Genomic DNA, 25,854 nt, shown 5'->3' with positions numbered 1-25,854 from the left:
GCCAGCGCTCAGATTAGGGATTTGCTCCGCCTAGTTTAACGCCGCTATTTCAACTCAGCCACTTACGAGACCTGTAGTCAGGCTTCCCAGCTAGGGCTGATCTGGGCGCGGCTTTTAACCACCACGCTAAAATGGATAGGCGAGACCCTACTGCCAAGTTTTGTCTTGAGTCTAGGTCACGTGTGGGTTTAGACCGCAGCTATTTTTATTCTCTAACCCCTGATTAATGATTCCTTAAATGCCGTCAGCCCTGATTTGGACTATTGCCGCGATCTCAGGTGTGCTCCTAGTCGTCTTGGCGCGCTGGCAGCAATATACCCAAACCCTACCCAGCGGGCTAGACTTCCATCCGGTTGCCGCATCAGAGCCTGAACCAGATACAGCCACTCAAACGCTCCTGAATCTGGGCTTTGACTCACCGCTAGACTACTGGATAGCAGCCGAACGCGGCCAGCTGCGGCATTCCTCTGGGCGATTGCTCTACCATCCAGAACACCGGTGCTTTGCCCAGCTGGCTTCAGCCCACTGCACGCTGAGCAGTTTTCTGACTGACGCCTGGACGCTGCGCGCTAGCAACCGGGCGGCGACGCTGCTGGAGCAGCTTTCACAGCCAGGTCAGCTGGTTTGGCACCGCTACCCAACTACGCCCCTTGACCAGCTGCTGGTGCGGCATTTGGAAGACCGAGCCCGCCTGTGTGAGGCCAAGGGGGTAGAGCCCATCGCCGCGCCAACTGTAGACCTGCTATGGACGAAGGCAAAGGAAGAAGCCCTGCGGCGTAAGCAGGTGATCAAGCGGCAGAATCCTGCCCTGTCTTTCGTTAAAGGAGTCGGGTTTTGGCTGCGATCGCGCAAAAGCTAGCGGGCTGCGGCTTCCACTGGCTGATCGGCAGGTAGCGGGGGGCGCAGCGCCAGATAGAGCGAGGGGCCAATCAGGGGCAATAGCGTCACCGTCCAAAAGATGGCGGGTCGCTTCAGGCCGCGCCGGGCCATGTCATCGCCAAGCAGGGCTGGTACCAGGCCGCAGAGCAGGCAAAAGTCTAAGCTCATGACGTGGATAAAGCGGCTGGTCTGCCACTGCTGGGCAAAGTCAGACCAGTCTCCGGCGATTAGGCCATAGCCGATGAGGAGAGTTGCGATCGCGGTCAGTCCCCACCCCAACCAGCGCGAATCCAGCAGGCTAATCAGGCCGCCCTTGGGGCCGTCAAACTGAGCGCTCGGCGTTCGCAATATCAGGTAGGGCAGCAGCAAAAAAGCGCCGACCCCAAAGGAGCCGACGACGAAGGGCCAGGCCGGAAAGGACTGCTGCTGCCCGTCGATTAGCACCATCGCCGCGTAGACCAGGGGCCAAATCCCCATCAGGTTAAACAGGGCAACCACCGCCGGATTGATCCCCTCCCACTGGCCCGACGACAGCCGCATGATTAAATCGAAGGTATCGGGCTGGTTAGGCGGCGCAAAGCCAAACGCATAGACGACAAACCCCAGCCACAGCAGCCCTAGTCCAGCTCGCCTCACCATCTTCGCCCCTCCATACCTGTACCGCTGCGTAAGCGCTCACGCTTAAGTAGCATTTTTTTTCGTTTCTTTAAGATTTAAACGCCTATGTCAATCAAGTTAACGCAGACAGTCCAGTTCAGGGCTTAAGTTCTACCTTGAAGGGTAAGTCAGACCCCAACCCCTCTATCGGAGAAGGGGAGCCGGAACTCGGCCAGAAAGCTGAGTAAAACTCAAAGCCCCTCTCCCCGGGGAGAGGAACTTAGGGAGAGGGCACGCAGCGACGAGAAAACTGGGATGCTCTCCGGTGTGCACTGAATAAAGGCGATCCAAAAACGGACCCAATCTGCTGACGCTTTATGTTCACAGGGTATGCAAAGAGAAGATTTTCTTAGGCTCTACGAAACCGGCTATCGCGACTTTCGCCGCATTGATCTGAGTGGAGTAGACCTCAGCGGCTGCATTCTGGTCTCGGTCAATTTGGCCGAGGCGAATTTAGCTGGCGCAAACCTCAGCCGCGCTTTTTTGACCGCCGCCAATTTTGAAGCAGCTGAGCTCCATCGGGCCGACCTGCGCTTCGCCAAAATGAGCCAAAGCCGGTTTTCTCTGGCCAATCTGACTAAGGCTAACCTACAGGGTGCTTTCTGGATTCAGTCTGACCTGTCCAAAGCTCAGCTCAGCGGCGCAAACCTGTCCCACGTCAACCTGCGCCGGGCCTGTTTACTGGCCGCTAACCTGACCAGCGCAAATTTACAGGGCGTCAACCTGCGAGAGGCCAACCTCGGCCAGACCAATCTAGCCTGGGCCGATCTGAGCGGAGCACGGCTCTATGGTGCCCAGCTAGAAATGACCCATTTTGTCGGCGTCAATCTGGCCCGGGCTCACCTGAACGGGCTAGATTTCCAGCAGGGCGATCTCAGCGGCATCAACTTCAGCGAAGCCCAGCTCAAAGGGGCGAATCTGGCAGGGGCTAATCTCAGTGCGGCCAACCTGGCCCAGGCAAATCTGCAAAACGCCAACCTGGCCTACGTCAGTCTGGCGGGGGCTAACCTGACGGCAACCTATTTCAAGCAGGCTGTCCTACACTGTGCCGACCTACGCCGGGCCATCCTGCACGATACGGACTTTTCTGAAGCTAGCCTGGTCGGTGCTACGCTCACTGAGACTGATACCGAGACTAATATCAATCGTTCATCAGCGCTGGCCGTGCCTGACCCGGGCCGCGATCGCGGCTGGCATCTAGCGCCAAGCTACGGATAGAATCATCTATCGGGATTTTGGGTGAGGCCAATGGCGCAGTTTGGCATCGTTTTAGTCACCGCCGGCAGTGAGGCAGAGGCCAGGCACATTGCCGCTGCCCTGGTTGAGGAAAGGCTGGCGGCCTGCGTGAGCCTGCTGCCGATCCGGTCAGTCTACCGCTGGCAAGGAGAAGTCAAGCAGGATCACGAGTGGCAGCTGGTGATCAAAACCCGCCTGGACGAGTTTGCCGAGCTCGAAGCCCGGATTCAGGCGCTCCACTCCTACGAGGTACCGGAGGTCATTGCGCTGCCGATTCAGCAGGGAGCAGCTTCCTACCTGGATTGGATACAGGCTCAGACAGCCGACGACTCGGTCTGAAGCGTCGCCGATGTGGGCTGGGGGATAGGTACGAGCGAATCGGGGATGTCCCCACCCACCAGCTGCACCCCAAATACCGCAGCAAACTGCCGCCGCAGCACCTGCTGGACTTCGGCAAAATCAAGCTCTGGCAAAAACTGGGTTAGCCGCCCCACCGGACGCCCCGTCAGGCCACAGGGTACGATGCGCTCAAAGCCAGACAGGTCAGGGCAGATATTCAGCGCGAAGCCATGCATCGTAATCCACCGGCTGACCTTGATGCCAATGGTCGCGACCTTGTAGCCTTCTATCCAAACCCCGGTCAGCCCGGCTATCCGCTCGGCGGGCAGGTCGTAATGCCAGAGCGTGCGCAGCAAAACGGCTTCCAGCTGCCGCAGATACCAGTGCAGGTCAGTCTGATAGTGCTGTAGATTCAAGATTGGGTAGCCCACCAGCTGGCCAGGACAGTGATAGGTCACCTCGCCGCCGCGCTCAACCCGATATAAGGCATACTCAGCTCGGTCGGGATCGAACCTGAGATGTTTCAGGCTGGCACCCTGGCCCAGCGTGTAGACCTCAGGATGCTGCATCAGCAACAGCAGGTCAGCGGCAGCGTTTTGCTTACGCTCTGCGACCAGTCGCCTTTGCCAGTCCCAAGCCGTCAGATAGGGGACTAGACCGCATTCATAAAGCTGCACCTTTGAACCAACAGCAGCATCCCTTTCTGAGCGATAGGTTACATTCGCGCTGTTCATAAGATTTAATCAGGTCAAGAATTATCAACGGATGCAAAAGATCTTAACTGAGCTCCCTGTCCTAATTTTTAAGGTGCTAGGGTGAAATCAGCCAAAATTCATCTACAGAAACGGAGGCAGCTGGTATGAAGCTGGTTATCCAAGGTAAAAATATCGAGATTACGGACGCTATCCGCAGCTATGTGCATCAGAAAATCGAAAAGGCCGCCGCTCATTTTCAGAGTTTAATCAACGAAGTAGACGTTTGCCTCTCAGTCGAGCGCAACCCCCGCGTTACCTCAAAGCAGTCTGCCGAAGTCACCATCTATATCAACCGTGCCGTAGTTCGGGCTGAAGAGAGCAGTGAAAACCTCTATGCCAGCATTGACCTCGTCACCGACAAGATTACCCGCCAGCTGAGAAAATATAAGGAGAAGCGTCGCACCAAGGAACATGTTTCCGTTCGCCCCATTAACGGAGATGCCCCCATTGACGAAGACGCTACCAACACTTCCGATATTTCTGAAATTCTGAATCATCAGCCCCAGCTGCCGTCTGATGTCGTCCGCACAAAGTATTTTGCAGTGCCGCCCATGTCTGTTCACGAAGCATTAGAACATCTAGAGCTGGTTGGCCACGATTTCTACATGTTTCTGAACGCAGAAACGAACGAAATTAATGTCATTTACGAGCGCAATCACGGCGGCTATGGTCTATTGCAGCCCCGAAAAGGCCAGTCTAGCGCTGCCAATGGGCATCAGTCTGACCAGGCCGCGCCGCCGATCTCTAAAGCTTCCTGATGCTGGTTTATGTGCGGTAGCTACAGCCCACTACATGACCCTTCCGAGGAGAATAAGCGGGTCAGCTGGCGCTAGAGCTCAGCAGGCTATCCAGTTCGCCCTGCTGCTCAAGGGCGTGCAGGTCGTCGCTGCCGCCAATCGGCTGCCCGTTGATAAAGATCTGCGGCAGCGATCGCCGCCCCGCCCGCTCGGTCATCTCGGCTCGCGCTGCCTCATCTCCGTCAATGCAGTATTCGGTGTAGTCAATGCCCTTGCGGTCAAGCAGCGCCTTGGCCCGAATGCAGTAGGGACACCAGGTCCAGGTATAGATTTCAACGTTTGGGTTCATTGTCAGCCTCCGTGACGGCGATTGGCAAATAGCGTGTTTTACAAGTGTAAAGTTTCGGGCAGTGATTGGCCTGCCCCGGGCGGCTGTTGCCCAGTTTCAGGGCCGAGTCTCCAGATTTCCTCTGGAACCCGCTTCGGGAGCCGGTGGTAAATGAACGGTGAACAGCTGCTCATCGACTGCGACCACATCGCCCTCATAGAGCTTGCGGCCCCGCCGCAGCTCTGGCTCACCGTTCACCGAGATCAGGCCGCTGCGGATCATCATCTTGGCTTCACCGCCCGATTGAGAAGTCTGCATCAGCTTTAGGAACTGGTCGAGTTTGATAAAGCCCTCAATCATAATCGCCAAAATACGGCTCTACAAAGCCTGAACACCTACAATAGACAGTAGCATTTAGATTCAAATTCCAGAGGGTCACCCAATATTGTCCATGCTACCACCATCGCTTTTTTAGCCTGGGGTCTCTATGAGTAGATCAGATGTCAGTTTAGCCCAAGAAATATCCAGCATCTCTGCCCAGCTCGGACAGCTCAGGGCACAGCTTAGCCCGTCTGCCCAGGTGCTGCTTGATCGCTGCGACTGGAACTTTGTGCCGGGTGCGGGATACCAGGGCTATCCGCTAATGGTGCTGCGGTTTGACTATCGCGTTCACCTTGACGATCCCGACCTGCTGGAGCTGGCCGATCAGATTCAGCGACATCGGGGGGCTGTAGACTTCGCCCTGTTTTCAGGCGAAACCCAGACCCCCCTGAAGGTCTTTAGCAAAACCCTGCTCGATCGCCGCTGGCACTGGCACCGCTAAGCCTAGCCTAGCTTCAGCGCGATTACCGGTACCTCGTCCCAAGACTGTACCGTACGCAGCTGCGCCATCCAGCCAGCCTGCTTCTGGGCCTCGGTCAGGTTATCTTGAAATGACTGATGGCAGTCCCGGGCATAGGCTTCGCTCTGGCAGGCAATGCAGGCATGTACAATGCCGCAGCCATCCACCTGTTCATTAATCCAAATCATGCCGGGCTCAGAAAAGGCTAAAGGAACTCTACCAAATTTAGGCAGAGTCCCCAAGCCGATCGATCGTTCTATTCCTAAACGGCGGCGTATTCTGGAGTGGACTCAGCGGCAGCAAGCGACTGGATGGTCTGCTGCATACCCGCGATCGCCTGCAGCTGATAGTCACTGGTTTCCTGAAACTGACCGATCAGGTTTGAAATTTGCTCCAGCTGCTGCCGGTAGTCATTCAGGCGGCCCTGCACCGGATGCAGCATGCCTTCGTAAAGCTGAATTTGACCCTGGAGCGTTACCACCTCAGCCTGCTGACTGGAGAACTGGGCTTCTGCCTGGTGCAGCGCCTGTCGCTGATTGTCCAGCTCCTGCTGCCCTCGCTCAACTTCCTGCTGGCAGGATTCGATCTGGGACCGAAGACCAGCGGCTTCTGCGTCTAGCTGCTGAACCCGCTCGGCTAGCTGCTGCCGCATCTCATCAATGTGCGTTAAAACCGGCTCTAGATCAGCGGGTTCTGGATTTTCGCTCTCGATCGCATGGCCCTGGCGTCGCAGCAGCACAGCCCGATGCTGGCTGAGCATTTCGCCCCGCTCTTGCAGGTTACGCCGCTGGCCCACCAGCGTTTGGTTGAGCATCTGGTAGCGGTCTTTCTCATCGGTCATTTCCGCTTCTAGCTGCATTCGATCGTATTCGTTGGCGGCGGCAATCTTGCTGCCCAGCTCGTCAATTGCCTGCTGTTCCAGCTTTAGCTCTTCTTCCTGGTCGCTGACAAAGCGCGACATCTTGTCGAGGTCCTGCTCTAGGTCACTGACCAAAGACTGGAGCGCCTCAATCGGCATCTCCTCTAGCGCCGAGACATCAACCTTTTTGCCCAGTCGCACCTGGTCAGAAGCGTTGAGCAAGTCGTATACGCGCTGATGAAGGCTATTTTGGGCCTCTATTTGCTGCGAAAAGGTCTGGCTTTGCTGCTCGAGCTGCTCTAGTCGCGCCTGCTGCTGCTGCTGGGTGACCTGCGCCGACTGAAGCTGCGATTCAGCTTCGGCAACGCTCTGTTTCTGCTGGTCGAGCGCTTCGGACTGGGAGCTGAGCTTGTGCTGCCGGTCGCCTACGGCAGACTGCTTCTGCTCAAGGGCTTGCCAATGCTGATCTAGGCCGGCCTGCTGCTGAGCGATCAGGTCAAAAGACTGAGTCACATGCTCGCGCACGCTTTCGGTCGGCATCACCGTACCCATCAGCTGCTCTAGGGCCATCTGAACTTGCTGCATCTGCTGTTCGTCCAGGCCAGAACTGGCAATCCCGGCGGCCTGACGTTCTTCAAACCGCTGAATTTCGCCATTGAGGTGGGCCCAGGCGCCTTCTAGTTCGCTATTCTTGCGCTCTAGATCGATTCTCAGCTCCTCAACCTCGGCCTTATGCTGCTCTAATTCATTCCGCTCAATGGCGACCTGATCCAGCTCAGCGGCAGCCTGCTCAATTTCTTCCTGCTTCACCTCAATTTCCATCTCACGTCGGTTCAGCTCCTGACTCTGGTAGGTCAGCGACTGTTTCCACTGCTCGATTTCGTCTTCCTGAGTCTTAAATTTTTTGCTGAGGCTAGAAAAGTTTTGCAGAATATTGACCAGCGAGCGACCCGCTTCGTAGTGGCGCTGGATCTGACGGCTGTTGGTCAGTTCGACCATGACCAACGCGCCTGCTCCGTAGGTCGCATCGTCTGGGGCTGGGATATGCTCGTCTCCGGGAACGGCGCTCCAATTTTGCTCAGAACGCTGGCAGGCAAGGAACTTAAACTCGGCCTTACTGCTGCCAATGAATCCACTCTTCCTTTGTACTTCAGCTAGATAAAGCACGCTTGCAAGTCCTCGCATAGGCTGGTATCGGGTTGAGACCTAGTATGCCCACGGATAAGTCGGGAGCAACCGCTGGTAGCAGCCGACTATATCCGCTCGAGCTGCCCGCTGACGCTGGTCTCTTGGGCTTAGATTACCCGGCTTTCTGGGTTAATCAACAGCAATCGATATCGTCTCGGCTGGCCCCTATCGCAACGCGATCGCAACTGAGCAAACCGACCCCATCTTTCGCAAAGCATGAGCCTAAACCCGGGCTACAGCTGAAATATCAAGCAAAATAAGTTAGAAATCGATCCATCCCGGGCAGGCTTAAACCATAGTGAACCACTGAGCTTTATCTGGGCCTTATTGAGCCTCACAGGCTGAGCTTTTCAAGCGTTTGCTGCAAACAAAAACTGCTGCCTCAGAATCGACGATTGATTGATCAGGCCGTCAATTTGAGGTAGAGCGGTAAAAAACTAGGAAGACTGCTATAAAAGCCATGCAACTGAGGGTACTTTATCTAAACATCTAAGCGCAAATCTAGCGCTATGGTGACGCCGTCACCGCCAACGGAGGAGCAGCGATTCCTGATTTATTTTGCAGGCCGATCGGGCTCAGACAATGGGGGCATAATAAACTGGGCTGAACTTGAGACAGCCCGTCGCGGGCATTGGAGTCGCGGGCAATGGATGAGATTATGAGCACAGTATTAGTTGTCGAAGACAGCGTTGCCCAGCGAGAAATGATCACAGACCTGCTGCGAGGAAGTGGCCTAGACGTTAGCGTGGCAGGAGATGGGATGGAAGCGCTTGAATGTATTCAAGGACATCTGCCCGACATTATCGTTATGGACATCGTCATGCCCAAAATGAACGGCTACGAAGTATGCCGTCGGATTAAATCTGACCCGACGACCCAAAGCGTTCCCGTCGTTCTGTGCTCTTCTAAAGGCGAGGACTTCGACCGCTACTGGGGCATGAAGCAAGGGGCCGATGCCTACATTGCCAAACCATTTCAGCCGACGGAACTCGTCGGCACCGTCAAACAGCTTTTACGGGGATAGTTAAAGAGAGGATCTATGATAGGAAATCCTGACTTTCAAACTGGCATCGGGCAAGACCAAGCTCCTGAGCTGCAAGAGCTAGAGACGCCCGAGGGCGAACTGCATCTGCGCTTTTATGTCACTTCCGGAGATGAGTTTGCGCTCCCGGCAACTGGAATTCGACGCATCATTGAGCAGGCTCCCGATAGAATTACGCCCGTACCGAATGTATCACCGCTGCTGTTGGGTACTCTAAATGAGCAGGGCCGGGTGATTTGGGTTGCTGACTTGGGTCAGTTCTTAGGTCATCCCAAGCCGATGAGTACCGACCGGGCGGAGATTCCTGTGATTGCAGTCGAGGAACAGGGAACCATGTTAGGCCTAGCGGTTGACCATATCGTGGGTACAGACTGGTTAGATATTGATTCGGTCCAGGTGTCACGCGACTATTCAGACGCAATGGCACCCTTTCTAAAGGGGGAGTGGGTGCTCGATGCAGCCACGAACCGCTCACTGCGACTGCTCGACCATCTGGCTATTCTTCGCTCGGCTCGCTGGGCAGCTTAGCACATTGCGCACACCATACCCACTGGGACTCTAGAACTGGCTAGGAGAAGACAAATGACATCAGGCACTGGCTACTCACAATCCTATCAAGCCGCTGAAAAAGCCTACATGCAGGGGAGCTACGAAGAAGCGGCCAGCGCGATTGATCAGTTGGCTGATGACTACCCGACTGACCCGAACGTGCTGCTGCTGAAGGGACATATTTATTGCTATGGCCTCAATCAGTTCGAAGTTGCCCAGGCCCAATATCAGTCAGTGCTGAATCTGACTTCGGACCCCGAATTTATAGACTACGCCAACAATGGCTTGGCCTATGCCAAGCAGGCCGCTGAGGGTGGAGGCGGACCCGATGAATTTGACGACGAACTGAACGAACCGGAGGTCCACAGCGATGCCGAGTTCAAGCTTGAAGATGCTGCCATGTCAACTGTAGAGACTAATGGCGCAGGAAATTCCAGTACGGACTTTTTCGACCCGTTTGGGGGTGAGGCAGAGGACTTTGCGCTAGCTGACTCTGAGCTAACCTTAGATGCAGAAGATGATGCTACCTCCTTTAGCGCACCGTCGCCCTTTGATATAGACGAGTTTGATCAGGCCTTTGGGTCGTCAGAGCCGCTACATAGCTCGGCTAGTGCGCCAGAGCAGCATGATTTTCTCTCGGCTGAGATGTCGGATGGCGATAGCCTAAGCGCAGAACTATCAGACTTTTCGTTCGAATCTCAAAATTTCTCCTCAGAAGATCAGACCCTATTTGTGTCAGAGCCTGATTCTATGGCTGGCCCTGCTTCCGAACGATTTTCGTCTTCCTCATCGCCTCAGGCAGATCCCGCTGCACCTGAGCAGGCGGGATTGGCAGGTCTGGGTGAGCTAGACTCCCTGTCTGCTGGCTCCGGTTCGCTCAATCCGCCTGAGGCGAAGCAAAGCGATGACTTTCTAGATGAATTTGACGAATTTGATGACTTTAACAATCTATCTGACTTTGAGCTGTCTGACAGTTCCGCTGGCTTCACTAGCCCGTCGGTTGGGGGCCCGTCGGTTGGGGCGAGTGCAATGCCAGCAAAGGCTTTAGAAACTGCTCAGAGCTCTGGATATGGTCGCAGCCAGTCCGCTCCGGCTAAACATCAGAGCCGAGCCAGTTCCACTGAACCGGTCGAACCGCTGCCGGTATTTACTAAATCAGAAGCCGCTAGCGAACCGGTCGCGGTTGAGCAGGGCTGGCTGGCTCCGCTGGAAAACGCGCCCCTTCTAATCAAGCGGCTTGTGCTAGCCGCTTCGGTAGGCGCTGTTTCCATGATTTCAGTCGCAGCTGTGAACTATTTGTTCGCGGCGGGGCGGCCTGCCGTCGATACACCAGACACAGTCAGCCGCAACTATCCAGCTGCGGTCGCCACCAGCGGCATGGCATTCATCGCTAGCTTTGGCACGGTGATGGGGCTCGGTTACCTTATCGATCGGCGAGTTCAGCAATCCGTGGACAATCTCAAGTCGCAGTTTGACCGGGTGTCTCAGGGCGACCTGACGGCCAGGGCAACCGTCTATACCGAAGACGAGTTTGGGCAGCTGTCGGCCAGCTTCAATCAGATGGCCCGGATTATTTTGACCACGACGGGTGAGGCCCAACGCAAAGCCCAAGAACAGGAGCAGGCCAAGGAAGATTTGCAGCGTCAGGTGATTCGCCTACTCGATGACGTTGAGGGCGCCGCTCGGGGTGACCTGACGGTTAAAGCCGAAGTCACTGCCGACGTCCTCGGGGCTGTAGCCGATTCCTTTAACCTGACGATTCAAAATCTAAGAGAGATTGTTCAGCAGGTCAGCATAGCGGCTCGCCAGGTGAGCAAAGGCTCCACCGAAAATGAGGATTTTGCCCGCAGCCTGTCTGCGGATGCGCTGCGCCAGGCTGAGGAGCTTGCTGTAACGCTTAACTCAGTGCAGGTGATGACCGACTCGATTCAGCGAGTCGCTGAAAGCGCCCGCGAAGCTGAGGAAGTGGCTCGCACCGCATCGGCGACGGCCCTACGGGGAGGGGAAGCAGTGGAGCGGACCGTTGCGGGAATCCTTGAAATTCGCGAGACGGTGGCTGACACCACGCGTAAGGTCAAGCGCCTGGCCGAATCTTCCCAAGAAATTTCCAAAATCGTGGCGCTGATTTCTCAAATTGCCTCTCGGACTAATCTGCTAGCTCTCAACGCCAGTATTGAGGCGGCCCGAGCAGGTGAAGCTGGGCGAGGCTTTGCCATCGTGGCTGACGAAGTCCGCCAGCTGGCGGACCGAGCCGCCAAGGCATCGAAAGAAATCGAGCAGATTGTCTTGCAAATTCAGAGCGAGACGGGCGGCGTCATGACGGCAATGGAGGAAGGAACCCAGCAGGTAATTGAAGGGACCCGACTGGCCGAGCAGGCGAAGCGATCGCTTGAAGATATCATTCAGGTTTCTAACCGGATTGATGTCCTAGTCCGCTCGATTACCGCCGATACCGTGGAGCAAACCGAGACGTCGCGCGCCGTAGCCCAGGTTATGCAGTCGGTGGAGCTATCAGCTCAAGAAACCTCACAGGAATCTCAGCGGGTATCGGGCTCCCTACAGAACCTGGTTGGAGTGGCGCGAGATTTGCTCACATCAGTGGATCGATTCAAGGTGGATAACTCTGAGAAGAGCCGCTAAGCCCGGTTCTCTAAGCCTACGTTCTGCCAGCGGCGGTCTTTGCCAACGGCATTTCATTAGCCATAATTTAAGTATCTAGGGGAGAAAGCAGCTATGCTGCCTGAACAACAACAGCGCATCATGGGCTATTTCATCGAGGAGGCCAAAGACCACCTCAACACAATCGAGCAGGGGCTATTAAAGCTTCAGGCCACGATTGAAGATCCAGAAATGGCGAACGAAGTTTTTAGAGCGGCTCACTCAGTCAAGGGTGGGGCTGCCATGCTGGGACTGGAAAGTATTCAGCATACGGCCCACCGGATGGAAGACTATTTTAAGATTCTAAAGGAATCTCCGGTCCAGGCAGACCGCACGTTGGAATCGTTATTCCTGCAAGTTTTTGACATTCTAAAGGAGCTGGTCGAGCAGCTTCAGGGACCCTTCGGCCTGACTCAAGACAAGTCTGAAGAGATCATGTCAGGGGTTCAACCCCTCTTTGACCAGCTAGCGACGCATTTGAATCAGCTGGTACAGAGCGCCAGCTCAGTTCAGCCGCCTGTCGCAGCGGTCAGCGGCACTAACGGCTACGCAATCCAGAATGGTGCGGTCTCAGCTGCTTCAGATGAGGCGCTGCAAACGACCTTCACGGCAGAAGTCTCTGCCGCGCTTCGCCAGATGCTAGCACTCTTCAAACAGGCTGATACGGATCAGTCTCGGCAGAGATTACAGGATATTTGCCAGCAGCTCAACCAGCTCGGTGAGCGATTTGGACTACTGGCCTGGTGTGATTTGATGCAGACTGCTTGGCTCGCGCTCTCTTTTGAAGAGAATAGTTATCGTATGCTGGCGCCAGTTTTGATCAAAGAGCTTAAAAAAGCACAGGAATGGGTCCTGTCAGGACGGGCAGCCGAGATTGCAGTCTCAGAGGCGCTACAGGCGCTCTTGTTGGAAGAGAGCGAGCAGCGGTTCAGCCCTACCGAGCCGCCTGTCAGTGTTACCGAGCTAGAACTGGCACCGGCAGCGGCTGACGTGGTTACCGTACCAGAGGCCGCAGAGGAGATTGAGCCAGAAGCATCTGAGCCAGAAGCAAGTCTTGCTAAGTTAGAACCCGAGCCTGAGCTAGAACCTGAGCTAGAAGTTGATGAAGCGGTTGATCCAGCCGACTTTGACGATCTTTTTGAGGAGACTGAGCCAGAGGCCGCGGTTTCGATCGCAGCGGATGAGGGCGACTTGGGCGATGACTGGTTAGAAAATAGCGAGACTGAAACTGACAGCTTCAACTTCGATCTAGATTTTGGTGAAGTCCCGCCGGAACTTTCTACCTTAGATCGAAACGACAGCAGCGGTGAGAGAGCGGACGAATCTCTCGATGCTCTGCTAGCGACAATGGATATCACTGGCCCAGATGTCGGTACAGCTGAGCTCAACAGTTTGGCCGATCTGTTTGACGGGGATATCAGCGACCTCGATACGGCTTGGCAGGCGGAAGCATCCCCTAAGGCAGCGCCCCAGGCCGAACCTGAGCTGTTAGACTTGGATGTCTCTGTAGACTTTGCCGATTTGCTAGAGGATGAGAGTTCGGAAGCGAGCCCACCGATTGCTGACTCTAGCGATGAGCTGTCCGACCTGTTTGGCGATATGCTCTCAGAGAATGAGTCGGCCCCGGCTGATTCACCGATGGCCGAAACCGATGGTATCTATCAATCTGGCAATGGTGTAGCTGAGCTTGAAGAGAGTCAAGTTTCGTTAGATGGTCTAGATTTAGGCGACGACAATCTGACTGCGGAGCTGGCTGAGCTCAGCATGAATGAAACGGAGCTAGGAGCTGACTCGATCTTTGACAACCTCGATAGCGCTGGACTGGCTGTAACTGAATCAATGGCTACAGCAGCAACGCTATCCGCCACCGCTGTAGAGGAAGCTCCCCTATCGGCAGATGCGAGCAGTGTAGAAGAGTCCTTTGACCTTGACTTCGGTACGCTCGACTTAGGTGAAGCGCTCCACAGCCAGGTGGAAGTAGTAGAAGCGCCGGTAGAAGACGATTGCGTCGATACGGATAGCGTCACAGTGGAGCTTGATACTGCACGTGAACAGTCCACAGATCTGTTTGACCTGGATACAGACCATGACACTTCAGAGATTGCTAACGGGTTTGATGACTTTTTCGCTGAAACCGAAAATAGCGGCGCGGTCGGTTTAGACCGGAACGACATCGAACCCAACGCGGTTGCACCTGACCATGAAACACCGCCTGCCCAGGTAGCGTCAGCAGCAGCCGCACTGATTGACGACCTGAGCTTCGAGCTAGACGAGACCGATCTGGCTGCGGCTAGTGCTGAAGAATTGGAGGCCGATAACCCAGACTTAGGCTTTGATGCGGCGGATTTCGGTAATGCGGAAGCGGCGCCAATCCTAGAGACTGTCGCGCCAGCATCATCCCAACATTGGGATGATGCTTCTACCGAGGCAGAAAACGCTGCTGAGGAAGACCTGTTCGGCGATGCAGCTGCGTCTGATGGACCCGACCTAGATCGCATCTGGGAAGAGAATACTGACGCCCCTGACCTGAGTCTGGATGCTGATCTAGAAGAGGACGCCGATCTGCTGCTGGAGCTGACCCCGAGCAGCACTGAGAACGCCGATGAAACCGTAGACGGGGCGGTTGACGATGCTGACTTTGACGATTTAGATGCCTTGCTAGAGGACTCCCCTGAGCCCACAGCAAACGTTGCTGTGGGCACTGCAAACGCAGCCCTGGCGACCGACGGTTCCGACTTCGATTTTGACGTTCTAGATGCACTCTTGGAAGACGACGGAGTGGATGAAACACCCAGCGCGATCGCGTCTCCGGCACCGTCCCATGCCAACGATGAAACTGACTTTGGTGACCTGGAGCGGCTGCTAGAAGATGGTGATACGCCGGAGCCGACTGCTTCAGCACCCATCGCGCGCCGCCCGGCTGCTCCACCGCCGCGCCGTTCGACCGGGCTCAGCGACCAGACCATGAGAGTCGTCGTCAAAGACCTAGACAACCTTAGCAACCTAGTTGGAGAACTCGTCGTCAATCGGAACACGCTGGAGCAAGACCAGGAGCGGATGCGGCAGTTTTTAGACAATCTGCTCTTCCAAGTCCAGCAGCTGAACGACGTCGGCCAGAGAATCCGCGATCTCTATGAGCGATCGCTGCTCGAAAGCTCCCTCATGGCCAGCCGCCAGGCTTATCAGCTGGCCGGCACTCGCGAGACGTCCACGACTAGCCATGCAACCGGAGCGACCTTTGACGCGCTGGAAATGGATCGCTTTACCGGCTTTCACTCGCTGTCTCAGGAGATGATTGAGCTGACCGTCCGGGTGCGAGAGTCGGCTTCTGACATCAGCTATACGGTCGAGTCGTCAGACCAGGTGACGCGCCAGTTCCGGCAGGCGACCATGCAGCTGCAAGAAGGTCTAAACAAAGCCCGCATGGTGCCCTTTTCCCAAACCGCCGATCGGCTGCCGCGAGCCGTTCGAGATATTTCCATCAAATGCGGTAAAGAGGCCCGGCTGGTGGTCGAAGGCCGCGATACGCTAATCGACAAGATGCTCCTGGAGCAGCTCTACGACCCGATGACGCATCTGGTCAACAACGCCATTGCCCACGGCATTGAATCGCCCGAGGTTCGTGAGACGGCAGGCAAACCCCGAGAAGGCTCGATCACCGTCCGCGCCTTCTACCAAGGCAATCAAACCGTTATCTATGTGGCTGATGACGGCGGCGGCATTGACCCGGAGCTAGTCAAAGGCAAAGCCGTACAGAAAGGGCTAATTAGCCAGGCTGAGGCCAATACTCTGTCTGTCATCGACATCTACGAACTGCTATTCCATCCGGGCTTCAGTACCCGCGATCAGGTCGATGACTATTCGGGTCGGGGCGTCGGCATGGATGTGGTACGAACCTCCCTGTCTGAGATCCGCGGCACGATTACGATTGACTCTGAGCTGGGTAAAGGCACAAGCTTTACGATTCGTCTGCCGCTGACGCTGAGCATCTCTAAAGCGCTGAGCTGTGTGAGCAACCAGGCCCGGATCGCCTTCCCGATGGATGGGGTGGAGGACATGTTTGACCTGCCTCGCGATCAGATTCCCCACAATGCTCAGGGACAGCCCTGTATCCACTGGCGTGATTCGCTACTGCCCTATCAGTCTCTGACTGATCTTCTGAAGCTGAATCGGATGCTGGGCCGGGGCCGAGTCTACGGGGGCAACCAGGAAGAAGATATCGTCTCGGTCATCGTACTGCGCAGTGCGACTAGCTTCATCGCGCTCCAAGTCGATCAGGTGATTGGCGAGCAGGAGATTGTGATCAAGCAGCTGGAGGCTCCTGTGCCGAAGCCAGTTGGGATTGCCGGGGCCACTGTGCTCGGTGATGGACGGGTGATGCCGATTGCCGATGTGCTAGAGCTGATCGATATTGCCACCGGGCGGATGCGGCGTGAGACCGCTTCGATGATGTGGGCTCAGGGCGATCAGGACGCGGCTGACAACGTCGTGCCGGTGAAGACAGAGCCGACGGTGCTGATCGTAGACGACTCAATTACGGTCCGCGAACTGCTGTCAATGAGCTTCCACAAAGTCGGCTACCGGGTCGAGCAGGCCCGCGACGGTCAGGAAGCCTGGGAGAAGCTACGCTCAGGTCTGCCTTGCGACCTGGTCTTCTGCGACATTGAAATGCCGCGGATGGATGGCCTGGAGCTGCTTTCCCGGATGCAGAAAGATGGCGGCCTGAAGCGGACCCCGATCGCCATGTTGACCTCTCGCGGGGCCGACCGACATCGGCAGATGGCGGTTGACTTGGGAGCCAGCGGCTACTTCACCAAGCCCTACCTGGAAGAAGCGCTGCTCGATGCGGCACAGCGGATGCTCAACGGCGAATCTCTGGTGAAGACAGGCAAAGGCGTAGAGTAGGCCAAAGCAGAGTAGGCCAGAGGGCGGTATCTTAGGCTACGATCGGGCTATCCGTCCTTTGAGGATCCCCTAAAATGGTCATAGTCGCTACTCGCCGCTGGCAGCCGCTGATCGCCGACTTTGAAGCTGTCCTGGACCCAAACCGGGTCGTTCGGCGCAAAGAGGAACTGCTGGTTTACGAATGCGACGGGCTGACCAGCTATCGGCAGCGACCCGCAATTGTGGTATTGCCGAGAACAACCGAGGAAGTCGCGGCGGCGGTAAAAATCTGCGATCGCTACCAGGTCCCCTTCGTCACTCGTGGCGCCGGTACCGGCCTTTCGGGCGGAGCCCTGCCGATCGAGGACTGCGTCCTGATTGTCACCGCCTGTATGCGACAGATTCTAGAAATCGACTACGACAATCAGCGCGTTGTCGTCCAGCCCGGCGTGATCAATAACTGGGTGACTGAGGCCGTCAGCGGGGCAGGCTTCTACTATGCCCCCGACCCGTCTAGTCAGTCGGTCTGCTCGGTTGGCGGCAACGTGGCGGAAAACTCCGGCGGGGTCCACTGTCTTAAGTATGGGGTCACCACCAACCACGTATTGGGACTGAAGCTGGTATTGCCCAATGGCGACGTGATCGAAGTCGGCGGTACGGTGCCGGAAACGCCGGGCTATGACCTAACTGGGTTGTTTGTCGGCTCAGAAGGAACGCTGGGCATCGTCACTGAGATTACGCTAAAAATTCTTAAGTCTCCTGAATCTGTCCAAGTGCTGCTGGCCGACTTTGCTAGCGTCGAAGCAGCAGGGGCTACGGTCTCGGACATTATTGGCGCTGGCATCATTCCCGCTGGAATGGAGATGATGGACAACTTCAGCATCAATGCGGTCGAGGATGTGGTGGCAACGAACTGCTATCCCCGCGACGCGATCGCGATTCTACTGATCGAAATCGACGGCGCCACCGCTGAAGTGGCAGCCCATGCGGCTGAGATCGAAGCCCTCTGTTACAAAAATGGGGCAAGGCAGATTACCGTCGCGATCGCGCCCGAAGACCGGCTGCGACTCTGGAAGGGCCGCAAGGCTGCCTTTGCCGCCATGGGCAAGCTCAGCCCCGACTACTACGTGCAGGACGGCGTGATTCCCCGGACGCAGCTGCCCCGGGTGCTACAGGAAATTGAGGCGCTAGGTCAAAAGCACGGCTACCGCGTGGCCAACGTTTTTCATGCCGGAGACGGCAACCTGCATCCGCTGATTCTCTATGACAACAGCGTTCCCGGCGAGCTAGAGGCGGTCGAAGCGCTGGGCGGCGATATCCTCAAGCTGTGCGTTCAGGTCGGCGGCAGCATTTCGGGTGAACATGGGATTGGGGCCGACAAGCGCTGTTACATGCCCGACATGTTCAGCGCCGCCGACCTCGAAACCATGCAGTGGGTGCGGCACAGCTTCAATCCAAAAGGACTAGCGAACCCGACTAAGATTTTTCCGACGCCGCGCACCTGCGGAGAAGCCGCCAATGTTTCCATCAGGGTCAATGATTTAATAGAGCGGTTTTAACTGGCCAACCGTGCGCAGAGTTCCTGATGAGCAAAGCAATTCGGCGACGAACTAGAACCTTTCAGTTCCTGTGGCTGCTGTTAGTCCTCCAGCTGATTGCGCTGATTTTCTGGTGGTCAACCTGGCCAGTGACGCTTTCGCTGAGAATTCCCTCAGTGGAAGCAGCCTACTGGAGCGAGCTAATTGAGGACTTCGAAGCCCAAAACCCCGGCATTCACATCGCTTATCGGGTAGACAATGACTATACGACAGACAATTTGCGGGCAATTTATGCAGACAGTTTCGAATCCGCGGCTCAGTCAGAAACCGCTAGGTCTCGATATGACCTGGTGTATATCGATATCGTCTGGCTAGAGCAGTTTGCCGCCGCCGGGGGACTGCGAGATCTCTCCCAAGATATTTCGCGGTCAGACTCGGTCGATCTGGCCGCATTTTTACCGAGTGAGGTAGAAGCCGGAAAGCACAGAGGCAATTTCTATCGGCTGCCAATGCATACCGATTTGGGACTTTTGTTCTACCGGCAGGACTTACTGTCTCTGCCACCCGCAGAGTCCATCAGCTTTGAGCAGCTGCAAACCGCGATCGCAGCGGCCCAGCAGGCGCAGTCTCTGAGCGCGGGCTATCTCTGGCAGGGCAGGCAATATGAGGGGCTAGCGGTGATGTTCAGCGAAGTTTTAGCCGGGTTTGGCGGATTTTGGTTGGACGCTGAGACAGGGGAAGTCGGACTCGACCAGCCAGCGGCGATTCAGGCTGCGACCTGGCTACAGGCGCTGATCCGGCAGGGAATTTCGCCCCGGGATGTCACCAGCGATGATGAAGAGGCGACGCTCAGCCGCTTTCTGGCCGGGAAAGTCGCCGCGATGCGGGGCTGGCACTACTTCCAAAAGCGGATTCAAGCCAGCCAGCCAGCGGTAGCGGCTCAGCTCAGGGTACGCCCGGTCCCGAGTCAGGGCGGTATCGGCGAAGGCTGTCAGGGGGGCTGGGGGCTAGGCATCGCCAGCAATACCGCCCATCCCAAGGCAGCCTGGCGGGCATTGGAATATTTGACGAGCGCGGCAGCTCAGAAAAAACTCGCGCTAGCCTCGGGATACCTGCCCAGTCGGACGGCGTTATTTAACGATGCCGATTTGGTTCAAGCCTATCCAGAGCTGCCGCAGATCCTAGACTGGCTCCAGACCCGCTCGGTGCTAAGGCCCCAGTCGCCACATTACTCAGCTCTTTCTGAAGTGCTGCAAGATCATCTCTCGCGGATTTTGGTGGGGGCGCGATCGCAGACGTTCATCCAAACTGAGATGCAGGAAGCGGCGGCTCAGACTCGGGCGCTGCTCAAAGCCGGTTGAACTTCGCTAGGCTGACGTTGGCTAGCGGCAAACTAACCCCGTTAGCCGCTTCATAGCTCTGATCGGTGTCCGCAGGTGACGCGAATCGATACCAGCCCAGCAGTAGATTTAAGCACAGCAGCCCCACGTTGAGCGCAACTAAAGTTCGCAGCGACGGCTGAAGAATCCTTTTCAGCGCTGACTGGGGCAAAGGCTGAGCCGCCAATGGCGCTGAAGCAGACAGCTGGGCCAGCTGTTGCAAAATGGCCTGGGCACTGAGCGGGCGCTGCCGGGGAAAGGGCGCAATGAGCTGGTCAATCAACTGTGCCAGTCGCGGAGAAAGGGGCGGGGCGCTCGGCTGCCAGCCCAGCTCGCCGGTCTGGTCATCTTCAGGGAGGCCAACGGGGTGCTGCCCGGTAAGCAGATGCACAATAGAGCGACCTAGGGCGTAAAAGTCGGACTGCGGGACGGCCTTGCCGTTGATCTGCTCCAGCGGGGTATACCCCGGAGAAACCACGCTGGTGACCTCTTGCGCAACCGCGATTTTAGCCAGATAGGTATTGGTAACAGGACGCACCGTCCCAAAGTCGATCAGGACCAGCTGACCCTGGGGCCGCAGCATCATATTGGAGAGTTTGATATCCCGATGAAACAGACCTTGGGTGTGAATCTGATGGAGAATTTCACCCATCTGGCCCAGCCATTCAACCGCTAATGATTCTGAAATCGGGCCGTGTTCTTTGAGCCACTGCTCTAACGTGTGTCCTGCAACCTTCTCCATCACCAGACAATGCACCTGCCCAGCGGGCACCTCGATCGTAAAAAAGCCGTCTGGCTCGACCTGTGGAATCCCAGGATGCCTGACCCGCTGCAGGGTCTGAGCCTCTCGCTGAAAATGGGGCAGCAGCTTAGCCGCCTTCAGAATTTTGAACACCCGCCGCTGGCCGCCGTCATCGACCTCAAAAATCTCGGTCGTGTCCCATTCGTCTAGCGCCCGCAGAGGCTCCAGCAGCCGGTATCGCTGCTGCACCATCAGCGGCGTCCCGCAGGCTTGACAGGTCTGCTGCGCGTCTGGATTGAGCCGATGGCTACATTTGGGGTTGATACAGTAGCTCACGCTGAGGTCTCTCTTTGCTCACGCTGCCAGCGGGCATAGACGTATTCTTTAACCACCGGGCGCAAGGTGAAGCCAGCGGCGCTGCGCTCAACCAAAGAGCGCCGCACCAGCGACTCCAGCGCCTGGAAAGTCTCTGGCCCGGGGGGCTGCTGCAGGGCTTCCGGCGGGAGCGGTTCGCCTGCCCTAGCCAGCCGGTAGAGCAAGCTTTGCTCAGCCGGGCAAAGCCGCTCAAACTGCTGCTCAATCAGCCGACTGACGTCGCTCGTAATCAGCGTAATCCCCTGCCTGAGAAAGCTGATGACGCTGCCGCTAAAGATTTCCCGAATCGTATTAGAGACTAGCTTGAGAATCAGCGGATTGCCCCGGTAGATCCGAATCAGCTGGTTCCACTGCGGATCTTCCTGTAGATTTTCTTCGGCCAAGATCTGGCGGGCGGCGGGACCCAATCCCTGAATCTTTAGCGATCGCACGGGACACTGCGGTCCGGTCAGTCGGGCAATCTCGCGGGTGAGTTCGCGGCTGGTGATGATAACGCAGCTGGTATGCTGCTCTTCGCCCAAACGTCGAATTAGCTCGCTGTAGTCGCGGTAAGTCTCCTGGTATTGACCCGCCAGGTTGCCCGGTTGTAGCACTGTATCGAGATTGTCGAGCAGGATCAGGCAGCGGCGATCGCGCAGATAGGCCATGAGCTGAGAGATCTGCTCATACAGCGATGCAGCAGGAGCCGTCGGTAGCTGGGGCAAAGCTTTGAGCCAATGAGAGAGGACGGCGGTGAGCTGGGGCCGGTGACGGAGGGACTGCCAAATCAGACAGTCAAAGCGCGATCGCGTCGCCTCCGCCAGCTTAATCGCCAGCGTCGTCTTACCAATGCCGCCGGGGCCATAGAGCGTAATCAGGCGGCAGGCCAATGCGGCTGATGGCTCGACCCAGTCCCGAAGCTGGCTCAGCTCTGTCTGCCGTCCGTAGAAAACTGGCACGTCAGGAACCTGCTGCCAGTTAATTTCAATCACCGCGTTTTCGTACCCCGCCTGCCGCAGCCAGTCGGCGACATTGCGCCAGCTTTCTAAGGTATTCAGCGATCGCGCAGTTAGCGCCTCGACGTAGCGATAGAGCGTCTGACTCAGGGCAACCTCCACTGTCTTAATCGCCGTGAACTGCTGTTGAGCAATTTCGGCGGGGCTGTAACCACACAGCAATCCTCGCAGCCTGACTTTCTCAACCGAGGTAAGACCCGGCTTCTTATGGGAAGCGAACTGGCCCTTGGCCACCGCCAGGTCGGCATAGAGGCGCTCTAAGTGCCAGCCCTGAGCCGCTTCGGTAAATAGCGTAGGCGGAGGAAGCATGGATTGGGCAATCCGCTAACGAGTGACTTTATCCTAGCGGAACTGTTCGCCTGAGCTGACAGTTCATAACCAACTTCATAACCGCTTCTATCCGCCGGATGGCATCTGGCCTAACTAAGTTTGAGGGTACCTAAATTTTCTAAGCCAAGCTTTTCGGCCTATGGCTTCTACTATTGGAGGTGCTCCATGCTGATTCCCTATACTCGCGGTCACGCCCTGAGCGATCGCTATCAAATTTTGTCAACTTTGGGCCAGGGCAGCACTGGCCATACCTATAAAGCTCAAATGATTGACTTGGACTGCCCGGTGGCGATCAAAGTCCTCTCACTGAAGCAAATTGACGATTGGAAGATGCTCGACCTGTTTGAGCGAGAAGCTCAGGTCTTAAAACGGCTGGATCACCCCGGTATTCCCAGATATATCGACTATTTCCAGACCAACGAAGACGCCGATCAACATTTTCATCTCGTGCAGTCGCTGGCTGCTGGGGAATCTTTGGCAAATCTAGTGAAAGCGGGACGGCAATTTGGCGAAACGGAGATAGTTGAGATCGCGCAGCAGATTCTCACTATTTTGCAATATTTGCACACCTGTGAACCCGCCGTCATCCACCGCGATATCAAGCCCGACAACCTAATTTACCAGTCCCAAGGTCAGCTCTCTCTGGTTGACTTTGGCGCAGTCAAAAATATTTATCGTCAGACCGCGATTGGCAGCGACACTCTCGTTGGCACGCTGGACTACATGCCCCCCGAGCAGCTCCGCGGCCAGGCTTGCTTTGCTTCAGACCTATACAGCTTGGGCCTGACCCTGCTGTTTCTGGCTTTGGGAGAGTCACCCGAAACTCTGCCAAGGTGGCGCAATCAAATCTGGTTTCGTTCGCGGGTATCGCTCTCACCCGTCTTGTGCAGATGGCTAGAGAGGCTGTTACAACCTGATCTTGAAGACCGGTTTCGAACCGTACAACAGGCTCAGTCGGCACTAAATCCGGTCAGGCCCAATCGCCAGAAGCACGGCTATGCCCCTGATATCGCCAAAGTAAAGAATTCCCACGCTGACCAAACTCCGAGGCTTAAGGATGGGCAAACCCTGTCCAACGCTAGCATAGTTAGCTTTGTCGTTTTCGTTGCACTCTGCTCAGCTACGCTCTTTAGGGAGCTAGCGCACTCGCCACAGCCGACTGTAGCGGTTACGGCAGCCAGCAATAGCGCAGATCGGTCTGACCCTAACCCAGATACCATGGCCAATCGGCTTAGCTTTGGGGAACGCAGCCTGCTCCCCCAGACTTCTGACTTCAAACAGCTTGCGATTGCAGCTTACGCTGACAGTCGCTATTCGCTGGCAACCGACCTTTTCGAAGCCTTACTCGGAACCCAGCGCAATGACCCAGAAGCACTGATTTACTTAAACAATGCCCGAATTGGCGAGCGCCGTGCCTACACATTTGCGGTAGCGGCCCCACTCAAAGAAAGTACAAATCCGGCCTTAGAAATTCTGCGTGGCATGGCTCAAGTCCAAGATGAAGTCAATCGGGCCGGAGGTATTGCTGGCATCCCCCTTAAAGTCCTGATTGTAAACGACGACAACAATCCTATCATTGCCCGGCAGCTAGCGCATACGCTAACTTCAGACCCCTCCATCCTGGCAGTTATTGGTCATTTCAGCAGCGATACTACTTTGGCTGCTGCCCCAGTTTATCAACAGAAAGAGCTGCCCATGGTTTCGCCTACGAGTACTTCAGTTGAAATTTCTAGCCTGGGCGACTATATCTTTCGCACCGCGCCGAGCGATCGCTTTGCCGCTTCTGCCCTCGCCAGCTATCAGCTCGAAACGCTGCACCACCGTAAGGCCGCCATTTTTTATAACTCCGAAAGTAACTACAGCCAATCGCTCAAACATGAATTTACCAAGGCGCTCTATAGCGACGGCGGCGAGGTAGTCAGCGAGTTCGATCTGACCCAGTTAAACACTCGCAACGATGCGGCTAGAGCCGTTCAGCGAGCCCGGCAAGCGGGAGCTGAGGTGCTGATGCTGGCCGCCAATACCCCGACTCTTGACCCGGTCTTGGGGGTGATTGCCGCGAACCAAGGCGAACTGCCGCTGCTGGGCGGTGATAGCTTGTACAATCCCAAAATTTTAGACCGGGCTGGGCCAGCCGCAACCCAGCTAGTCGTAGCCATTCCCTGGCATCTACAAGCGCATCGAGCATCGGCGTTTGCCCAACGCTCTCACGACTACTGGGGCGGCGATGTCAGCTGGCGTACCGCTACGACCTATGACGCGGCCCAGGCGATTGTCGCCGCCTTGCAGCATCAGCCTAGCCGCAAGGGGATCGAAGCCGTACTCAGCGGCGATCGGGCTCTGACAGAGGGCGCAACTCAAAGCGTGAAGTTTCTGCCGTCGGGAGATCGCAACCAGCGGCCTCAGCTAGTGACGGTCAGACAGGGCGATCGCTCGGGCTACGGCTATGATTTTGTGCCGCTACCCGAGTGAGGTCATAACCCACTTCATAGCGCTGCCTATGAACGCCGATGGTTCATCTCGGATTAGGTTACTAACAGAACTTCATTAAAAGCTAGAACATGAATCCCATATCTCCAGAAATTCCGGCTCACCCAGTCGCTAATCCTGTTGCTCCAGACGGAATTCAACCTGATGTGGGGCGATGGTCCTGACGGGCAGAAGGACAGTTAGTTTGGCTTGCAAAAGCGCCATCGCGGCTCGGAGACCTTTCTGATTCCGGGCAGCTCGCTCACCGTCATGTTTTCTCCCCTCTCGCCGACCCAGCCCTGGCAGCAGAGCGTCAACGGCCTGATTGCCAGCACCCTCAGCCGCGCCAGCCGCAGCATCGATCTGGCCCTTTTCGTCTTTTCAGACCAGGGCATCGCCAACCAGCTGGAAGCCGAAGTCAAAACCGGTGTCGCCCTCCGCGCCCTGATCGACCCCGGCTTTGTCTATCGCAGCTACAGTGAAGCCCTCGACCTGCTGGGCGTTACTCTCCCCGACCACCGCTGCCGCATTGAGGCCAACAACCATCCCTGGCCCGCGCCAATCACCACTGTCGGCTCTCCCAAACTACTCAAGGGGGATAAACTGCACCACAAATTCGCCGTCATCGACGATGCCACCGTGATTATCGGTTCGCAAAACTGGAGCAAAGCCGCCAATACCCAGAATGACGAAAACCTGCTGGTGATCCAAAACCCTACCGTCGCCGCCCACTTCAAGCGTGAATTTGAACGGCTCAACCGCGATGCCTACACCGGCCTGACGCCGCTGCTCCAGAGTAAAATCGATCGGCAAAAGCAAGCCTGCGGTTTGTAAAGGAAAACGACGGGGGTTCCTTCGAAAAAAAAGTAGCGGCATTAGCAGCGTAATGCAGGCAGCGACGGAAATTGACAAAGCGATTAAGATCCAATTAGCTCAAGCTGGATCTTAGGGAGCAGCGTTGAAATAACCTCCCCTGAATGAGGTTAAACTGGGCTTATAGAGAGCCATCGGTAGAGCGGATGTTAACAGAGCAAGTCAAAGCCACCTTCAAGGATGCAGCTTACAAACTAACAG

21 protein-coding genes are annotated in these 25,854 nt (G+C 56.2%); 13 read left to right on the top strand and 8 right to left on the bottom strand.

All coding sequences use genetic code 11. The features are described from left to right. Positions 1 to 238: 238 nt before the first annotated feature. Positions 239 to 859, top strand: coding sequence for a hypothetical protein (locus IQ241_RS18525; RefSeq protein WP_193910053.1), 621 nt, complete (start codon positions 239 to 241; stop codon positions 857 to 859). On the opposite strand, the gene IQ241_RS18520 is transcribed toward IQ241_RS18525, so the two are convergent. Continuing rightward, positions 856 to 1,518, bottom strand: coding sequence for a DUF2834 domain-containing protein (locus IQ241_RS18520; RefSeq protein WP_193910051.1), 663 nt, complete (start codon positions 1,516 to 1,518; stop codon positions 856 to 858). The genes IQ241_RS18525 and IQ241_RS18520 overlap by 4 nt on opposite strands. 348 nt (positions 1,519 to 1,866) lie before the next feature. On the opposite strand from IQ241_RS18520, the gene IQ241_RS18515 reads away from it, so the two are divergent. Beyond that, positions 1,867 to 2,754: a pentapeptide repeat-containing protein gene (locus tag IQ241_RS18515; protein ID WP_193910048.1), complete on the top strand. Its 888-nt coding sequence runs from the start codon at positions 1,867 to 1,869 to the stop codon at positions 2,752 to 2,754. A gap of 30 nt (positions 2,755 to 2,784) precedes the next feature. After that, positions 2,785 to 3,111 (top strand): divalent-cation tolerance protein CutA, encoded by a 327-nt coding sequence (gene cutA, locus IQ241_RS18510; protein WP_193910078.1) that lies wholly within the window; start codon positions 2,785 to 2,787, stop codon positions 3,109 to 3,111. Here cutA and lipB read toward each other — a convergent pair. Next, the gene (gene lipB / locus IQ241_RS18505) at positions 3,087 to 3,845 is read right to left on the bottom strand and encodes a lipoyl(octanoyl) transferase LipB (protein ID WP_193910046.1); all 759 of its coding nucleotides are present in this window, start codon (positions 3,843 to 3,845) and stop codon (positions 3,087 to 3,089) included. The genes cutA and lipB overlap by 25 nt on opposite strands. 125 nt (positions 3,846 to 3,970) lie before the next feature. Here lipB and hpf point away from each other — a divergent pair, with 125 nt between their 5' ends. Further along, a complete protein-coding gene (gene hpf, locus IQ241_RS18500) occupies positions 3,971 to 4,624 on the top strand; it encodes a ribosome hibernation-promoting factor, HPF/YfiA family (protein WP_193910044.1) in 654 nt (217 codons plus the stop codon). Between the two features lie 61 nt (positions 4,625 to 4,685). Here hpf and grxC read toward each other — a convergent pair whose 3' ends face one another. After that, positions 4,686 to 4,952 (bottom strand): glutaredoxin 3, encoded by a 267-nt coding sequence (gene grxC, locus IQ241_RS18495; RefSeq protein ID WP_193910042.1) that lies wholly within the window; start codon positions 4,950 to 4,952, stop codon positions 4,686 to 4,688. Between the two features lie 96 nt (positions 4,953 to 5,048). Next, positions 5,049 to 5,291, bottom strand: a complete 243-nt coding sequence (locus IQ241_RS18490; protein ID WP_193910076.1) for an RNA-binding S4 domain-containing protein — start codon at positions 5,289 to 5,291, stop codon at positions 5,049 to 5,051. A 127-nt stretch (positions 5,292 to 5,418) separates the two neighbouring features. On the opposite strand from IQ241_RS18490, the gene IQ241_RS18485 reads away from it, so the two are divergent. Then, complete coding sequence (locus IQ241_RS18485) at positions 5,419 to 5,754, top strand: hypothetical protein (protein WP_193910039.1); 336 nt, start codon at positions 5,419 to 5,421, stop codon at positions 5,752 to 5,754. A gap of 2 nt (positions 5,755 to 5,756) precedes the next feature. Here the strand turns inward: IQ241_RS18485 and IQ241_RS18480 are convergent, their stop codons facing one another. Both IQ241_RS18480 and hmpF read right to left on the bottom strand, forming a co-directional pair. Further along, positions 5,757 to 5,960, bottom strand: coding sequence for a glycogen debranching protein (locus IQ241_RS18480; RefSeq protein WP_193910036.1), 204 nt, complete (start codon positions 5,958 to 5,960; stop codon positions 5,757 to 5,759). A 74-nt stretch (positions 5,961 to 6,034) separates the two neighbouring features. Then, the gene (hmpF, locus tag IQ241_RS18475) at positions 6,035 to 7,816 is read right to left on the bottom strand and encodes a pilus motility taxis protein HmpF (RefSeq protein WP_228021840.1); all 1,782 of its coding nucleotides are present in this window, start codon (positions 7,814 to 7,816) and stop codon (positions 6,035 to 6,037) included. A 661-nt stretch (positions 7,817 to 8,477) separates the two neighbouring features. On the opposite strand from hmpF, the gene IQ241_RS18470 reads away from it, so the two are divergent. From IQ241_RS18470 to IQ241_RS18445, 6 genes are all read left to right on the top strand, one after another. Further along, positions 8,478 to 8,843, top strand: coding sequence for a response regulator transcription factor (locus tag IQ241_RS18470; RefSeq protein ID WP_193910031.1), 366 nt, complete (start codon positions 8,478 to 8,480; stop codon positions 8,841 to 8,843). Between the two features lie 15 nt (positions 8,844 to 8,858). Continuing rightward, on the top strand, positions 8,859 to 9,389 hold the full coding sequence (locus tag IQ241_RS18465) for a CheW domain-containing protein (protein ID WP_193910029.1): 531 nt from the start codon (positions 8,859 to 8,861) through the stop codon (positions 9,387 to 9,389). A gap of 54 nt (positions 9,390 to 9,443) precedes the next feature. Further along, positions 9,444 to 12,050, top strand: coding sequence for a methyl-accepting chemotaxis protein (locus IQ241_RS18460; protein WP_193910027.1), 2,607 nt, complete (start codon positions 9,444 to 9,446; stop codon positions 12,048 to 12,050). Between the two features lie 93 nt (positions 12,051 to 12,143). Further along, on the top strand, positions 12,144 to 16,973 hold the full coding sequence (locus tag IQ241_RS18455) for a hybrid sensor histidine kinase/response regulator (RefSeq protein ID WP_193910025.1): 4,830 nt from the start codon (positions 12,144 to 12,146) through the stop codon (positions 16,971 to 16,973). A 74-nt stretch (positions 16,974 to 17,047) separates the two neighbouring features. Then, positions 17,048 to 18,511 (top strand): glycolate oxidase subunit GlcD, encoded by a 1,464-nt coding sequence (glcD, locus tag IQ241_RS18450; protein ID WP_193910023.1) that lies wholly within the window; start codon positions 17,048 to 17,050, stop codon positions 18,509 to 18,511. A gap of 26 nt (positions 18,512 to 18,537) precedes the next feature. Beyond that, entirely contained in the window at positions 18,538 to 19,851 is a 1,314-nt protein-coding gene (locus IQ241_RS18445; protein ID WP_193910020.1) for an extracellular solute-binding protein, read from the top strand. Here IQ241_RS18445 and IQ241_RS18440 read toward each other — a convergent pair. After that, positions 19,838 to 20,947 carry a protein kinase domain-containing protein gene (locus IQ241_RS18440; protein WP_193910018.1) on the bottom strand — a complete coding sequence of 370 codons (1,110 nt, stop codon included), beginning with the start codon at positions 20,945 to 20,947 and terminating at the stop codon, positions 19,838 to 19,840. The genes IQ241_RS18445 and IQ241_RS18440 overlap by 14 nt on opposite strands. After that, on the bottom strand, positions 20,944 to 22,290 hold the full coding sequence (locus IQ241_RS18435) for an AAA family ATPase (protein WP_193910016.1): 1,347 nt from the start codon (positions 22,288 to 22,290) through the stop codon (positions 20,944 to 20,946). Before IQ241_RS18435 ends, IQ241_RS18440 begins: the two co-directional genes overlap by 4 nt. Positions 22,291 to 22,476: 186 nt before the next feature. Between IQ241_RS18435 and IQ241_RS18430 the strand changes: the two genes are divergently transcribed. Further along, positions 22,477 to 24,783, top strand: a complete 2,307-nt coding sequence (locus IQ241_RS18430) for a bifunctional serine/threonine-protein kinase/ABC transporter substrate-binding protein (RefSeq protein ID WP_193910014.1) — start codon at positions 22,477 to 22,479, stop codon at positions 24,781 to 24,783. Between the two features lie 207 nt (positions 24,784 to 24,990). Beyond that, complete coding sequence (locus IQ241_RS18425) at positions 24,991 to 25,614, top strand: phospholipase D-like domain-containing protein (protein WP_228021839.1); 624 nt, start codon at positions 24,991 to 24,993, stop codon at positions 25,612 to 25,614. The last annotated feature ends 240 nt before the right edge of the window (positions 25,615 to 25,854 follow it).

Source organism: Vasconcelosia minhoensis LEGE 07310 (assembly GCF_015207255.1).
Classification (GTDB): domain Bacteria; phylum Cyanobacteriota; class Cyanobacteriia; order Phormidesmidales; family Phormidesmidaceae; genus Vasconcelosia; species Vasconcelosia minhoensis.
The sequence above is the reverse complement of the archived record's forward strand: the minus strand, read 5'-3'. Positions and strand labels throughout refer to the sequence as shown.